This is a genomic window from Hydrogenophaga sp. OTU3427, assembly GCF_038440225.1.
In the GTDB taxonomy this organism is placed as follows: domain Bacteria; phylum Pseudomonadota; class Gammaproteobacteria; order Burkholderiales; family Burkholderiaceae_C; genus Hydrogenophaga.
In genome coordinates, this window is sequence record NZ_JASATI010000008.1 from 71898 (window position 1) to 86791 (window position 14894).

10 protein-coding genes are annotated in these 14894 nt (G+C 70.8%); 7 read left to right on the forward strand and 3 right to left on the reverse strand.

All coding sequences use genetic code 11. The features are described from left to right. Nucleotides 1-20 precede the first annotated feature (20 nt). A complete protein-coding gene (locus AAHB17_RS07090; protein ID WP_342129818.1) occupies nucleotides 21-5636 on the reverse strand; it encodes an alkaline phosphatase D family protein in 5616 nt (1871 codons plus the stop codon). Between the two features lie 195 nt (nucleotides 5637-5831). On the opposite strand from AAHB17_RS07090, the gene AAHB17_RS07095 reads away from it, so the two are divergent. Continuing rightward, the gene (locus AAHB17_RS07095) at nucleotides 5832-7481 is read left to right on the forward strand and encodes a hybrid sensor histidine kinase/response regulator (protein WP_342129820.1); all 1650 of its coding nucleotides are present in this window, start codon (nucleotides 5832-5834) and stop codon (nucleotides 7479-7481) included. On the opposite strand, the gene AAHB17_RS07100 is transcribed toward AAHB17_RS07095, so the two are convergent. Beyond that, nucleotides 7474-8154 (reverse strand): response regulator transcription factor, encoded by a 681-nt coding sequence (locus tag AAHB17_RS07100; RefSeq protein WP_342129822.1) that lies wholly within the window; start codon nucleotides 8152-8154, stop codon nucleotides 7474-7476. The two genes, AAHB17_RS07095 and AAHB17_RS07100, sit on opposite strands and share 8 nt — an antisense overlap. Nucleotides 8155-8369: 215 nt before the next feature. Here AAHB17_RS07100 and AAHB17_RS07105 point away from each other — a divergent pair, with 215 nt between their 5' ends. The 4 genes from AAHB17_RS07105 to AAHB17_RS07120 are packed head-to-tail and all read left to right on the forward strand — an operon-like array spanning nucleotide 8370 to nucleotide 11934. Continuing rightward, nucleotides 8370-8990, forward strand: a complete 621-nt coding sequence (locus AAHB17_RS07105) for a nuclear transport factor 2 family protein (protein ID WP_342129824.1) — start codon at nucleotides 8370-8372, stop codon at nucleotides 8988-8990. Between the two features lie 11 nt (nucleotides 8991-9001). Beyond that, nucleotides 9002-9985, forward strand: a complete 984-nt coding sequence (locus AAHB17_RS07110; RefSeq protein WP_342129826.1) for a Bug family tripartite tricarboxylate transporter substrate binding protein — start codon at nucleotides 9002-9004, stop codon at nucleotides 9983-9985. A gap of 54 nt (nucleotides 9986-10039) precedes the next feature. After that, on the forward strand, nucleotides 10040-11380 hold the full coding sequence (locus tag AAHB17_RS07115; protein WP_342129828.1) for an amidohydrolase family protein: 1341 nt from the start codon (nucleotides 10040-10042) through the stop codon (nucleotides 11378-11380). A gap of 59 nt (nucleotides 11381-11439) precedes the next feature. After that, complete coding sequence (locus AAHB17_RS07120; protein WP_342129829.1) at nucleotides 11440-11934, forward strand: RidA family protein; 495 nt, start codon at nucleotides 11440-11442, stop codon at nucleotides 11932-11934. A gap of 2 nt (nucleotides 11935-11936) precedes the next feature. Here the strand turns inward: AAHB17_RS07120 and AAHB17_RS07125 are convergent, their stop codons facing one another. After that, entirely contained in the window at nucleotides 11937-12833 is an 897-nt protein-coding gene (locus AAHB17_RS07125) for a LysR family transcriptional regulator (protein WP_342129830.1), read from the reverse strand. Between the two features lie 57 nt (nucleotides 12834-12890). Between AAHB17_RS07125 and AAHB17_RS07130 the strand changes: the two genes are divergently transcribed. Further along, complete coding sequence (locus tag AAHB17_RS07130; protein WP_342129831.1) at nucleotides 12891-13973, forward strand: amidohydrolase family protein; 1083 nt, start codon at nucleotides 12891-12893, stop codon at nucleotides 13971-13973. A gap of 10 nt (nucleotides 13974-13983) precedes the next feature. Then, complete coding sequence (locus AAHB17_RS07135; protein WP_342129832.1) at nucleotides 13984-14880, forward strand: dioxygenase family protein; 897 nt, start codon at nucleotides 13984-13986, stop codon at nucleotides 14878-14880. Nucleotides 14881-14894: the final 14 nt, after the last annotated feature.

The following is a 14894-nucleotide window of genomic DNA, read 5'->3' on the forward strand; positions in this document are numbered from 1 at the left end:
CTCGGTCCGCTGGGTTGGCCCTAGCGCGGCACGGGCTCCGCCATCGAATCCATGTCGACATGGACGGGCACCGGCCGCTCCCGCGCCTGGGGGCCGGCGGCTGGCTGTGCGAGCGGGTCGCTGGCGCGGGGGTCGCCAAGGGGCAGCATCCGGCCCGCGATCTGCTCGCCGTCTTCGTTGAAGATCCGCACGCCCAGCTCCCACCCCGTCCCGACCGGTGCCAGGCTCAGCTTGGCGAACTGGCGTTGAGCCTCGCTGAGCACCTGGATCCTGGATTCAAGCGTCAAGCCGACCGACCCGAAGTCCATCGCCACCGGCGCGCCCTGCGGGAAATCGCGCGCGTGGGCATTGACGAACGGAAGGGGCGCGTTCCAGCCCGAACAGACGACCGACAGCGCCGCCACGTCGGGCCCGATGGCGGGCGCCTGGATCCGCAGCTCGGCCACCGCGCTCAGGTGGTAGTCGCCCGCGATCAGGATCAGGTGCCGGATCTGGTGCCGGACCAGGAAGGTGCACAGCCACTCGCAGGCCTGGGGATAGGCCAGCCAGCCGTCCGAGCGCTGCCGCAGCGCCGGCTGCGACAGCTCGGCCCGCTCGGGCACGCCGAAGACGCTGCCCGAGCACAGCAGCTTGGGCTCGTCGCGGTGCGCCAGCAGCCACTGCTCGATGGCCTGGCGCTGTGCGCTGGACATCAGGCCCATGGCGTCGTCGCTGCCCGGCACCGCCGGGTGGCGCTCGCTGCGGGTGTCGGCGGCGAAGGCCGGTATGCCGCCGACATCGAAGCGGTGCCAGAAGCCGCGCACCGAGGACTCGCCGAGGGCGGGCCCGTCACCCGGGCTGACGTTGCGGCGCCATTGGTAGGCCAGCGCCGCCTCGAAACCGTTGACAAAGGCCGCGTCCTGGCCGGGACGCTCCCCGCCCTGCCAGTTGTCCGCGTATTCGTGGTCGTCCAGCACCATGTAGGTCGGCAGGCTGGCCAGCAGCTGGCGCGTGTGCGGGCCGGACCAGGCCTCGCGGTAGCGCTGCGGCCCGCGCTCCTCCAGCTCCGTGGTGTCGGCCACGTTGGCCTGGGCGTCGGCGTAGATCTGGTCGCCCAGCATCAGCAGCGCGTCCACCGGCAGGCTGGGGTGGGTCAGGTGCGCGTGCATGGCGCGCGACATCAGGTCCAGCTTGCGGCGATCGAAGGGTGTGCCCGGCCAGCGGCAGGAGGCCGCCAGCCAGCTCACCGGCCGCTCGCGCGGCTGACCGGTCCAGCGCCGCCACCACGGCAGATCGCCCAGCACCAGGCAGGGCGCGTCGGCGAGCTCGGCCGGGCAGTCGTTCTCGGTCTCCCTGCGCAAGACCAGGCGCAAGCGCGAGAGCCGCTGGAAATCCCCGTCGGCGGTTTCGCTCAGCCGCCCCACCCAGAAGGCGCCCGGGCCGTGGAAGGTGGCATTGGCGCTGTGGATGTGCGCGTCCTCGGACGCCATCCGCAGGCGCTCGGCCCGCCACCCAGGCAGCGCCGTGGGCGGGTCGGTGTCGGTCAGCAGCCAGGGTTCGCCCGGCTCGTGTGTCGGCTCCAGGGCCTGCTCGGTCCAGACCACGAGCTGGCGCACCCCGTCCCGGACCTCGACCTGCAGCAAGGGCCCCGTCAAGGGCCGCCGGGGCGTGGCGTGGCCGCGATCGCGCAGGGCCGGCCGGATGCGCGCGTTGTCGGCCTCGGCACTGCCTTGCTGGCAGCCGGCGTCGTCGTGGGGCTGCCGCAGGAACTGGACCAGGTGGGGGTAGATGTCGCGGTGCGCCTCGCGCCCGAACAGGAAGTCCATGTGCCCGTAGCCGGGCGCGATGAACAGGCGCACCGGCTCGGCGTTGTCGCGCGCCTCCCGGAAGGCGCGCAGCCGGTGCCACGCGCGCACCGCGCTGCGCGGGTCGAACACCCGGTTCTCGCGGCCGTGGCAGAACAGGGTCGGAAAGGTCCAGTGCGCGGCCAGTTGCCCGGGGGTCATGTAGGCGTTGGCGCCCTGGCGGTTGGTCAGGCGGCCACGGGCGATGATGAAATACAGCTGGCGGAAGACCTCGATGCCGGCCTTGCCCACCATCTGCGCCAGCTGGCGGTGGGTGGCCTCGCTGAGGTTGGCATGCACCCATTCGCGGCCATAGAACAAGGTCATGCGGTTGCAGGTCTCGAAGCCGCCCGCGGCATCGGCTTCGTGCCGCCGGTGGTGCGGCAGTTCCGCCGCCGGCCACGGCAGCGTGGCGGCCAGGCGGTCGATGACTTCGTCGCCCAGGCCACCGGCGCCCGCCGGCGGCACCGGATCGACCACCACGTCGGGCCCCAGCCAGTCCTTGTAGAGCGCGGCCAGCGCACCGGAGAACTGGTTGGACACCGAGGGCACGACCCAGGGGTGGACCGCGTGGATCGCCGCGGCGCGCACCATGGATGCCCCCTGGGCCCGCAGCCGCCCGGACAGCACCGCCATGGCGAACGCGGCGGCGCCCACGCAGTGCGCGAAAACGTCGATGGGCACGCCACCGGCCGCCCGGTGGACGTGCGCCACCGCGGCCGGGATGTCGTGGCGGGCCAGTTCGTCGATGCTGTGGTCCGCGTCCGCGTGGGGCAGCCGGTTGGACAGGCGGTGGTCGAGCAGCCACACCGTGTTGCCGTCCTCCAGGAAGGCGGTGGCCATGTTGTGGGTGCCCACCGTCTCGGTGCTGAAGACCCCGCTGCCGTGCGCGAGTCCGTGGATCAGCAGCACGTGGCGCGCGCCCCCCTCGGCGGGGCCACCGCCCGTCGGTGTGTAGCGCGTCAACTGCAGTTCGATGGTGTCGCCATCGGAGACCTGGCGGGGCACGGCCAGCGGCAGGATCTCGGGCTTCACTTCCACCGTGGCACCCCCGATCGTGGGCCACAAGGAGGCGGGCTCAGGCGGCGTGGGTGGCCGCAGCTTCTGGTAGGAGGCGCCCCGGAAAGACCAGAAATGGCTTTGCAGCAGCGCGCGCACCCAGAACGCCCCGAAGGCCGCCAGCCCGACCAGGGCCGCCGGCGTGTGCGGCGCCTGTTCGATCTGCAGGCGCCGGTGCTTGACCATGTCCACCAGGTCGACCTGCAGGGCCAGCTGGGCCTCGGGGCCACCCCGCACAGGGGCCAGGCTCAGGTCGAGTTCGGTCAAGGCCTCCCACAGCGACTTGTGGTCGCGCGCATAGGCCAGGCGTTTCTCGCCGGAGGCCTGGAGCGACAGCCCGCCGGGGCCGGGGGTGGCGAGGCGGAAGTCGTAGACCAGGCGCCGGCGTTCCCCCAGGTTGAGCCCGGCACGCCAGAAGCCGCACACCGCCGCCACGAGCCCCTGCTGGCTGCCGGAGACCCTCGCCAGGTCGCGCAGGCCACGGCGCTTCACATAGGTCAGGACGGCCTCCCAGGCGCGCCCCCAGCGTTGCCAGGTGCCCGAGGGCGGGTCGTGCGCCAGCAGCCGCACCTGCCCCGATCCGGACAACACCGGCGCGCCGTCGAGCGCGTCCTCGGCCAGCGTGAGTTCCTCCGGCGTGGGGTTGCGGAACACGTCCACCTTGGCGGGCAAGGCCATGCCGGGATCGGCCAGCCAGTCGTGAACGTTCAGGTGCAGGCTCACCCGCAGCACCCACTGGCGGCCCTGGAGTTCGTCCGTGTCCGGACCCGCCTGCGGCCCCCCCGGCGCCGCGCCGAAGACCTCATCCACCCACGCCACCCGATGCGGATTGACGAGGCGCCCCTGCAGACGCTCCTCGAAGCGCAGCACCACCGGGCCGTCGGGCACCCGTTCGTGGCGGGTGACAGCGGGCTGCCGCGACGGCAGGCCGCGAGGCACTGGCGGGCGCTCGCCGCGCAGCAAGGGGCGCATCGCCGTGGACATGTCGCGCGCGGCCAACACGGCCAGCGCCGAGATGGTCAGGAAGGGATTGACGCCCACCGCGGTCGACAGGACCGACCCGTCGAGCACGTGCAGCCCGTCGTGGCAGGCGCTGCCGCTGTCGCCGCTGAAGACCGCGCCGCGCCAGTCGACCACGCCGTCCCGGGCATCGTCCGCCATGCCACACCCGCCCAGGGGGTGCACCGTGACCAGCCCGTGGGGCTGCTTGTCCCGGTCCACCAGGCTGAAGTCGTCGGGCATCGGGCGCCAGGCCGGGTTGGCCAGGAAGTCGCCACCGTCGAAGCCGTCCAGCGTGCCGCCGCGGGCCCGCCGCGACAGCAGATCGTGGAAGGCCTGGTAGAAAGGCGCGCGCCCGCCGGCCTGCCCATCCGGCCACACGATGTCCAGCGTGGCGGGCCGGGGGCGACCGCTCTCGTCGCTGCCCTGCGGGGCCAGCCGCAGGCGGGCCTCGGTGTCGTCCAGTCCCATGCCCAGCAGCAGCAGGGCATGGCGCCCGATGTCGGCCGGCGTGGTGAGGGGGTCGGCGTGGTTGAGCGCCTCGTGGTAGCCGGTGCCGCCGTCCCGCGTGTAGCGGTGGGGCAGCGACAGCGTGGCGCACAGCGCGATGACGGCGCTGGCCAGCGCCGAGGGCACCGCGCCGTCCTGGACCAGCACGGGGCGCTCGCGCCCGCCGACCTGGACCGCCGTGCGCACGGTACCGACGATGGTGGGTCCGACCTGCTGGCTGGGCGAGGCGGACTGCGGGTCGGCCCCGGACACGCCGTCGACCGCCTGGGCCATGCCCCAGCCCATGGCCAGGACGTCGCCGTTGGTGGAGAAGCCCGCGCCCAGGCGCGGCGAATGGGACACCTCGGGCGAGCGCAGCAGGATTTCCGTGCTGCCCAGGGTGCCCGCCGCGAGGATCACCGTGTGCGCATGCACGGTGAAGTCCTCGCTGGCCGGGTCTGCGCCGGGCCGGCGCACCGCCGCGCGCCGAAAACGCACCGACCAGCGCATCGGCAGGCCATTGGCCTGGCGCCCGCCGGGTCCGGGCCGCACCTCCTGCGCCACGGCCCCGGTGAAGAAGCGCGCGCCGTGGCGCGCCGCGATGGGAATGACGTGCGACACCAGGGTGTTCTTGGCGCCCACGTTGCAGCCGGTGAAGCAGTTCCCGCAGCGGATGCAGGCCGGCTGCGACAGGCCCGCCGGACTGACCTGGTAACGCGACGCCACCGTGATGGGCACCGGCTCCGCCAGGCAGCCCAGGGACTGGCCCAGGCGGTCGAGCGCCTTGAACTTGCGCAGGTCCCGCGCGCCATCCAGCGGCTGGGCCTGCAGGCGCTGGCCGACCTCGGCCATGGCCGCGTACAGCGCGTCCTGTTCGGCCCCGCCCTCGCGGTAGCGGCCCGGCCAGGCGCCGCCGTTGAAGACCGAGCGGGCCGGCGCCAACGCCACCCCGGCGTTGATCAGCGAGCCGCCGCCCAACCCGTTGCCGACCAGCACCGACAGCTTGTCGAACAGGCGAAAATCCAGCAGCGCCTGGGCGTCGCCCGTGGGTTCCGGGTCGCCGCCGCGCTGGTAGCGCACATGCCCGGGCAGGCTGCCGATGTCCTCGGCGAACTCGCCCAGCGCGTATTCCTTGCCGCGCTCCATGACCCAGACCACCGCGCCGGACTCGGCCAGCTCGGTGGCGGCGAAGCTGCCCCCATAGCCCGAGCCGACCACCAGGACATCACAAGCCAGCGGCTCGCCGCTGTCCAGGAGGGCCTCCACCGGCCGGGACCATGATTCACTATTGCTTGACAATTTCGTTTGCCCACGAATAAGGTTGGCGACACCCTGTCACCAGAAGGACTCATGCGGCCAGTTCTACCATTGGCGAAGCTCCATGGACATCTCCCATTGGATATAGAGACAGCGCGGGAATCCTTGCGTATACGCGCGCTGCAATCGATCCATTCCCGGCGGATGATCCTCATCGCCGCCCCCCTGGTGGCGGTGAGTTTTTCGGAGTTCGTGCCGCTGTGGCGGCTGCTGGCCTGGGCCCTGCCCGTGATGGCGATGGCCTGGTTCAACGCGGTTCTGAGCCGCACGGCGCTCAAGGGGCTGGACGGCGCCACCGCCGAGGGCCTGGAGCAGCGCCAGCAGTGGCTGTGCTGCTCCACCCTGGTGAATCAGACCTTGATGGGCGCCACCGTGTGGTGGCTGGGCTGGGGCCAGCCGGCCGGCATCGCCACGGTGGCGACCACGGTACAACTGCTCTACCTGGCCGGGGCCATGGTGAACGCCTCCACCCACCCACGGACCTTTGTCCCCGGGGCCTGGATCAACGTCTCCGCCGCCGCCCTGTACTGGATCTTCGAGACCGAATATGGGCTGGCTGTGGGCTTTTCCCTGTTCGCCGTCGGCGGGATACTGACCAAGTTCTCCGGCCAGATCAATGCCGATTTCCGGGAGTCGCTGAAGATGCGCTTCGAGAACCTGGAGCTGGTCAAGCAGCTGGAGGCGGAAAAGCGCTCGGCCCAGGAGGCGAATGCGGCCAAGTCGCGCTTCCTCGCGGCCGCCAGCCACGACCTGCGCCAGCCGCTGCACGCGCTGATGCTGATCGCCTCCCTGCTCCACCGCGCCCCGGCCTCGGAAGTGCCCCGCATGGTCTCCCAGATCAACGAGGCGGCCAAGTCGCTGGACAAGCTGTTCGAGGGCCTGCTGGACATCTCCAAGCTGGAGACCGGGGCCGTGGTGCCCAAGTTCCAGCCTGTCAACGTCGGCACCATCGCGCAGGCGCTGGTGCGCGAGTACCTGCCCCAATGCCAGGCCAAGGGCGTCGGCCTGTCGCTGCAGGGCCAGGACGTGTGGGTCCTGACCGACGCGTTTCTGCTGGAACGCCTGATCCGCAACCTGCTGGACAACGCGGTGAAATACACCGAGCGCGGCGAGGTGCGGCTGGAGCTGGAGCGGGTCGAAGGCGAGGTGGAGGTGCGCGTGGTGGACACCGGCGTGGGCATCGCCGCCAGCGCCCTGCCCCACGTCTTCGAGGAGTATTTCCAGGGCCACAACCCGGCGCGCGATCCCATGCAGGGCACCGGCCTGGGCCTGGCCATCGTGCGCCGGGTCTCGGACCTGCTCAACGTCAAGCTGTGGCTGGACTCCAACCCCGGGCGGGGAACGGCCTGCCACCTGCGCATGCCCTGCGCGCCCTTCATGGGGTCGGCGGCCATCGGCCATGGTGTCGACACGGCGGTGTCCGAATCGGTCAAGGGCACCCGCGTCTGGCTGATCGAGGACAACGAGATGGTCCGCGACGCGACCGTGCAGGCGCTGCGGTCCTGGGGCTGCGAGGTGTCGGCCTGGGCGGGCATCCCCAGGGGCGACCTCCGCCACCTCGGCCCCGACCCCCATGTGCTGATCACCGACCTGCGGCTGGCCGCGGGCGAAACCGGCGTGGACGCCATCGAGCACCTGCGACAGCACTGGCCGGAACTGCCGGCCACCATCATGACGGGCGACCCCTACTGGGAATGGGGCCACGCGGGCGCGCTGCCCCGGGTGACGCTGATGCAAAAGCCGGTCAAGTCGGACGCGCTCGTCCAGTGGCTGGCCAGCGCCCGGCTCAGCTGATGCGCACCCCGCGCCGGGCGACTTCGTAGACCGCCTCGGTCCGGTTCTTCACGTCCAGCAGCCTGAAGATGGCGTTCAGGTGGGTCTTCACCGTGCCGTCGGTGATGCCCAACTCCTTGGCGATGAGTTTGTTGGACAGGCCACGCAAGGCGGCGCCCAGCACGTCGAGCTGGCGCTCCGTCAGGTCTGGAAAAGCGGCCGACAAGGCCTGATCGCCCGGCGCCAAGGGCGCGTCGAGCGACTCGCCCAAAAGGGCCAGCGCCGACGGCGGCAGGTAGATGCCGCCCCAGACCACGGTCTGCAAGGCGTGCAGGAGCGCATCGGGCGACGAGTCCTTGGGAATGAAGCCCGCCGCGCCGTGGTCGATGGCGCTCTGCACCACGGCCGCGCTCTTTTCGCCCGACAGCACCACCAGGCGGGCCATGGGCGCCGCGGTGCGCAGGGCCTCCACCGCGTCCAGGCCTTCCAGCCCATTCAGGTGCCAGTCGAGCAGGATCAGGTCGTAGCCCGCCGCGTGGGCCATCTCCACGCCGGCGATACAGGTCGCCGCGAGGTCGACCTGCAAACCCATCTCCATCGAGCGCAGCAGCAGGCGCATGCCCTCCCGGAACAGGGCGTGGTCGTCCACGACCAGCACCCTCAGGCCAGGCATCGATCGGGTTGAACAGTCCATGGGTGGGGTACCTCGTCTTCGGTCGGCGGCGTCCCGTGGATGCTAGCTTTTTTCACACCGCCTCTTTCGATATGAAATTCTCATTAATGCATTAAATTTAATCGTTTGACGAATGATTTGGTTGCCGTTGAAATACCGCTCAAGCCCAGGCCATCACCCACCCGGCCCCGGCCACCACACCACCGATCACGACACCCCATCAGGAGACACCAAGCATGGACAAGACCACCCACCCCAAGCGCCGGCTGCTGTTCGCGGCCCTGGCCGGCACGCTGGCACTCGCCCTGGGCGCGCCGGCCCAGGCACAGCAGGCCACGCCCGCCGACATCGACAAGCTGCTGGCCAAGCAGACCATCACCGAGCTGATCTACAAGTACCCCCGCGCGCTGGACCGGGGCGACCGCGACATGCTGATGTCGCTGGCCCACCCGGGCGCCAAGATGCGCTTCGGTAGCCGCGACTTCCCCAGCTGGACGGCCTACGTGGACTGGCTGATCAAGGCCCACGACGACATGAAGGGCAACAACCACCGCATCACCAACATCCTCATCGAGGTCAACGGCGACCGCGCGGTGAGCGAGTCCACCGGCACCGCCACCCTGCTGGTGCCCAAGGAAGGCAACCCCGCCCTCTTCGAGGAACGCTGGATGCACTCGCGCTACCTCGACACCTGGTCGCGCCGCAACGGCAAGTGGGCACTGGACGGACGCCACACGGTGAGCGACTACCGCCGCGTGCTGGACGTGCCGGCCGATCTGGTCAAATCCCGCTACGAGGTCATCGGCCACACCGGCCGCAACGACCCCTCCTACCCGCATTTCGACAGCGTCAAGTGAAGGCCACGTCCATGAACCCCACCCGACGTGCCGCGCTGGCCTCGCTGGCCCTGGGCCTGTCCAGCCCCGGCCTGTGGGCGCAAGGTGGCAGCTACCCGGCGCGCACGGTCAAGATCGTCGTGCCCTACGCGCCAGGTGGCGGCGTGGACCTGCTGGCCCGCATGCTGGGTGAGCGCCTGCAGCGCAAATGGGGGCAAGCGGTGGTGGTCGAAAACAAGACCGGCGCCTCCACCCTGATCGGCGCCACGGCCGTGGCCAAGGCCGTGCCCGATGGCCTGACCCTGCTGCTGACCAGCGAAGCCACCATCACCAGCAACCCCTTCCTGTTCGACAAGCTGCCCTACGACCCGGTCAACGAACTGGCGCCGATCTCGCAGCTCGTGAGCCTGCCCCAGATGGTGGTGGCCCACCCCTCGGTGGCGGCACGCAACATGGCCGAACTGATCGCGCTCGCCAAGGCCCGGCCGCAGGCACTGAGCTACGCGTCCTATGGCTCGGGCAGCCTGCCCCACCTGCTGTTCGAATCGCTCAAGGCCAAGACCGGCGCGCACATCGTGCAGGTGCCCTACAAGGGCATCTCGCCGGCCGTCACGGCCGTGCACAGTGGCGAAGTGCAGCTCACGCTGGCCGGCGTGTCGGGCGCGCGCAGCCTGCTGCAGGCGGGCAAGCTCAAGGCGCTGGCCGTGGGCCGCGCCACGCGCCTGGCCGACCTGCCCGAGGTGCCGACGCTGCGCGAGGCGGGCCTCGCCGAGATCGATCCGCGCGAGTCCTGGTTCGGCCTGTTCGCCACCGGCGGCACACCCGCCGCCACGGTGCACAAGATCCAGCAGGACGTGGCAGAGATCGGCGCCGATCCCGCCTTCCGCGACAGCGTGCTGCTGTCGCGTGGCTTCGAGCCGGTGTTTTCCACACCCGATGCCTTCGCCCGCTTCATCGATGGGGACATGCGCCAGAAGGCGCAACTGATCCGCATCTCCGGCGCCAAGGCCGAGTAAGCCCCCGCCCCACCTGAGTTGAACATGCGCCCTGCGTGGCGCAGGAGATTTGTCGTGCCCACGATTCCCACGCCCACCCGTTCCGACGCCGACCAGGCCTGCCTCATCCGGGGCGGTCACGTCCTGACCATGGACCCGGCGCTGGGCGAACTGCCGTGTGGCGACGTGCTGGTGCGCGGTGGCGCCATCGCCGCCGTCGGCCCCCGGCTGAGCGCCCCTGGCGTGCCCGAAATCGACGCCCGCGACATGGCCGTGCTGCCCGGTTTCGTCGACACCCACTGGCACCTGTGGAACAGCGCGCTGCGCGCCCTGGTGCGCGGCGACGACGCCGAACACGGCTACTTCCCGGTGACGCTGCGCACCGGGCCGCTGTTCACCCCCGAGGACAACCACCACGCGGTGCGCCTGGGGCTGGCCGAGGGTTTGCTGTCGGGCATCACCACGGTGCACAACTGGTCGCACAACACCCGCTCGCCGGACCACGCCGACGCCGAACTGCGCGCCATGGCCGAGATGGGCGTGCGCGGCCGATTCGCCTACGGCTGGGGCCAGGACCTGCCCCTGGACCGCCCCATGGACCTGCGCGGCCTCGAACGGGTGTTGCGCCACGGCCTGCCCGCCGGCGACCTGCTCACGCTGGGCGCGGCGCTGCGCACACCGGTGTCCAACCCCCGTGGCGCCGTGCCCATCGCCGTGGTGCGCGAGGAATGTGCGCAGGTCCGCGCACTGGGCCTGCCGCTGACCATGCACGCCCGCCCAGGCATCGTCTCGGTGCTGGCCGAACAGGCCCTGCTCGGCGCCGACCTGCAGTTGGTCCACCCGCAAGGCCTGTCGCTGGCGGACTGTGCGCTGCTGGCCGAGAGCGGCACCTCCATGACCTGCTCACCCACCATCGAGATGCTCTACGCCCAGGCGACACGCGGCGTGATCCAGTTCCAGGAGCTGGAGGACGCCGGGGTGCGCCAGAGCCTGTCGGTGGACAGCTCGGGCGCCTCGGCCAGCGCCGACTTCTTCGCCTGCCTGCGCGCCCTGCTGTGGTCGCACAAGCAGCGCTTCGGCAGCCAGAAACCGTTGAGCGCGCACCGCCTGCTGCGGCTGGCCACACAGGACGGTGCCAACGACCTCGGGCTCGGCCACCTCGTCGGCTCGATCACGCCGGGCAAACGCGCCGACATCCAGCTGGTGCGCCTGACCGATCTCAACATGGCGCCGGTGGTCGACCCCGCCCACGCCCTGGTGTATTCGGGCCAGCCGGCCAACGTCGACACGGTGCTGATCGATGGCCAGATCCTTCTGCGCCGTGGCCAGCCCACCCGCTGGGACGCCGCCGACGTCGTGCGCGGCGCCACCACGGCCATGCGGGCGCTGGCCTCCCGCGCCGGCATGCGCCATTGAACCCCTTTTTCCAAACCAGGCCGGGCCTATGCCCGACCGCATCACCCCAGGAGACCTTGATGAAACGCCACCTCACCCACCTGCTGTCCGCGCTGACCCTGGCCGGCGCCCTGCTGCCCCAGGCCCAGGCGGCCGAGTACCTGGAACACGGCGAACGGACCAAGGGACGTTCCTACTCGCCGGCCGTGGTCACCGAAGGCGGCCGCACCGTCTGGCTGGCGGGCGAGACCACCACCACCGACCTCGCGGGCAAGGACATCAAGGGCGACTTCGAGGCGCAGACGCGCACCATCTTCGCGCTCATGGAGCAGACGCTGCAGCGCGCCGGCGGCAGCCTGAAGGACATCGTCAGCCTGACCACCTACATGACCGATGCCCGCAACGGCGGCACCTTCGCCAAGGTGCGCACCGAGATGTTCCCCGACCGCAACTTTCCCGCCAGCGCGCAGATCACGGTGTCCAACCTGGCCGTGCCCGGCATGCTGATCGAGATCCACGCGGTGGCGGTGATCGGCGACAAGTGCAGCAAGGCAGCGCCGTGTATTCCACGTTGAGGCTAGAGCTGCTTGCAGCGCTCCACCAGGCAGGCACGGAAGGCCTCGGCGCCGGGCGACAGCGAGCGCGCCGCGCGCCAGACCAGCTCGACGTGGCGGTGCACCACGGGTTCGTGCAGCTCGCGAAAGCGGGCCCGGGTCGAGCGCACCAGCGCGCCCACGTAAGCCGGCACCACCGTCACGCCCAGGCCGGCCTCGACCATGCCCACCGCCGTGCTCATGTGGCCCACCTCGAAGCGCGGGACCCGGGGCACGCCCTCGCGGTGCAGCAGCGGATCGACCAGGGAACGGAAGCCGCCCGCGGTCGCCAGGCCGATCAGGGGCTGGCCCTCCAGGTCGGCCCAGTTCAGGCGCCGACGGCGCTGCGCCAGCGGCCAGCCGCTCGGCACCATGACGCCCAGGCTGTGGCGCAACATGACCGCGCGCTCCAGGGCCACGTCCATCTGCGGGAACACGCCGAAGCCGATGTCGGCATCGCCGCTGTCCACCACGCGCACGATCTGCTCGGTGGACAGGTCGGCGACGCGCACCGTGATCGCCGGGTGGCTTTCCTGGAAACGCGCGATGACCTCCGGCAGGAAGTTGCCAGCCAGGAAGGGCGTGGTCGCCACCGTCACGCGGCCCCGGCGCTTTTGCACCAGGTCCTGGGTGTTGGCCACCGCGTGTTCCACGTCGGCCAGGATGCGTTCGGCGCTGTCCAGGAACTCGCGCCCGGCGTCGGTCAGGGCGATCTGCCGGGTCGTGCGGTCCACCAGGGGCAGGCCCAGCTGCGACTCCAGCTCGCGCACCAGCAGGCTGGTGGCCGACTGTGTGAGGTGCAGCTTGCGCGCCGCCGCGGTGAAACCCGCGCAGCGCACCACTTCGACAAACGCGCGCAATTGCCGCAAGGTCACATTCATTGACTCACCTCATGACTGCTGTTCATTGATTCGATTTAAGCATACGAGAAGCTTCCCATGAAACACACCCCTTCCTCCACTGCCTTCGCTGGCGGCGCCTCGCGCCGAGGTTTCCTGGGCCTGTTCGGTTCGCTCGGCGCCCTGGGCACGGCGGCCCTGGTGCCCGAGGGCAGGCCGCTGGCGCAGACCCTGGCTTCCCAAGGCTCGCGCATCGACTTCCACCACCACTTCTTCTCGCCCGAGTGGGTCAGACTGGTCGAGCGGCAACACCTCAAGCAGCCGGTGCTGGGCTTCGAGCAGTTCAAGACCTGGACCGTGGCCAAGGACTTGGAGGTGATGGACAAGGGCGGTGTCGAGAAAGCCTTCCTGTCGGTCACGCAGCCCGGCGTGTGGTTCGGCGATGTGGCCGAGTCGCGCCGCGCCGCGCGCGAGCTCAACGAGTTCGCCGCCCGCATGAAGGCCGACCACCCGGGCCGCTACGGCCACTTCGCCGTCCTGCCGCTGCCCGACGTGGAGGGCAGCCTGCGCGAGATCGAATACGCCTTCGACGTGCTCAAGGCCGATGGCGTGGGCCTGTTGTCCAGCTACGACGACAAATGGCTGGGCGACAAATCCTTCGCGCCCGTGTGGGCCGAGCTCAACCGCCGCAAAGCCATCGTCTACACCCACGCCACCGCGCCTGGCTGCTGCGCCTGGAACTTCCAGCCCGGCATCCTGCCCACCTTCGTGGAGCTGGGCTCGGACCTGGCCCGCGCCATGGTCAGCCTGATCCACAGCGGCACGGCCAAGGCCACGCCCGACGTGCGCTACATCTGGTCGCACGGCGGCGGCAGCATCTGGGCCCAGCGTTTCCTGGTCGGCGAAACGGCCGAATCGCTGGCCCGCACCGCCCCGCCCGACTCGCGCCTGCACCACTTCCGCCGCTTCTACTACGACACGGCCGCCGCCGCCGACGCGGTGCACATGGGCATCCTCAAGATGATCGTGCCGACCTCGCAGATCGTGTTCGGCTCCGACTACCCGTGGGTCGAACCGGCACGCATCGTCGAAGGGCTGGAGAAGTCCGGTCTCAGCGCAGCCGAGCTGCAGGCGGTCTACCGCGGCAACGCCCAGGCCTTGCTGCCGTCCTCGCGCCAGTGAGGGGCCGAACATGAACATGGAAACCCCCACGCTGGGCGGCCTCTCGGCCACCGACCCCGCCGCGCTGCTCGCCGCCGTGCGCCAGGCCAACGCCGGCACCCCCCACCCGCGCCTGCGCGAGGTGCTCGACGCGCTGATCCGCCACGTCCACGCCTTCGCGCTGGAGGTCGACCTCACGCCGGCCGAACTCGACCTCGGCCTGGACTTCCTGGTGCGCATCGGTCAGGCCAGCGGGCCCCACAAGAACGAAGGCATCCTGCTGGCGGACATCCTGGGCCTGGCCACCCTGGTGCAGTTGCGCGGCGCGCGCCAGGCCCTGGCCCAGGGCGGCACCGAACCGGCGCTGGTGGGTCCCTTCTGGCGGGCGCAGCAGCCGTTGCGCGCCAGCGGCGACAGCATCGCCACGCCCGACACCCCCGGCGCGCCGCTGCACGTGCGCGGCCGGGTGGCCTCGCTGGACGGCAGGCCGCTGGCCGGCGCGCGGGTGGAAACCTGGCAGGCCTCGCCCAAGGGCCTGTACGAAAACCAGGACCCGGCGCAGCAGGACATGAACCTGCGCGGCGCCTTCCTCACCGATGCCCAGGGCCGATTCGATTTCCACAGCGTGCGCCCGGCCGGCTACCCCGTGCCCATCGACGGCCCCTGCGGCGAGCTGCTGGCGGCCCAGGGCCGTGGCGCCATGCGACCGGCCCACCTGCACTTCATCGTGGTGGCCCCCGGCCACAAGGTGCTGGCCACGCAGTTCTTCGACATCGAGGACCCACACGCCCACGAAGACGTGGTGTTCGGCGCCGTCGGTTCGCTGCTGCGCCATTTCGAGGCCGACGGCCAGGGCGGTTTCGGCCTGGACCTGGACCTGCGGCTGGAACCCGGCGAAACCCGCCTGCCCCACTGCCCCTTGCCGTGAAATGATCCACCCCC

Coding starts and splice junctions, on each gene's coding strand:
- AAHB17_RS07095 (WP_342129820.1), top strand. CDS start 5,832: ATGATCCTCATCGCCGCCCCCCTGGTGGCGGTGAGTTTTTCGGAGTTC.
- AAHB17_RS07100 (WP_342129822.1), bottom strand. CDS start 8,154: ATGGACTGTTCAACCCGATCGATGCCTGGCCTGAGGGTGCTGGTCGTG.
- AAHB17_RS07105 (WP_342129824.1), top strand. CDS start 8,370: ATGGACAAGACCACCCACCCCAAGCGCCGGCTGCTGTTCGCGGCCCTG.
- AAHB17_RS07110 (WP_342129826.1), top strand. CDS start 9,002: ATGAACCCCACCCGACGTGCCGCGCTGGCCTCGCTGGCCCTGGGCCTG.
- AAHB17_RS07120 (WP_342129829.1), top strand. CDS start 11,440: ATGAAACGCCACCTCACCCACCTGCTGTCCGCGCTGACCCTGGCCGGC.
- AAHB17_RS07125 (WP_342129830.1), bottom strand. CDS start 12,833: ATGAATGTGACCTTGCGGCAATTGCGCGCGTTTGTCGAAGTGGTGCGC.
- AAHB17_RS07130 (WP_342129831.1), top strand. CDS start 12,891: ATGAAACACACCCCTTCCTCCACTGCCTTCGCTGGCGGCGCCTCGCGC.
- AAHB17_RS07135 (WP_342129832.1), top strand. CDS start 13,984: ATGAACATGGAAACCCCCACGCTGGGCGGCCTCTCGGCCACCGACCCC.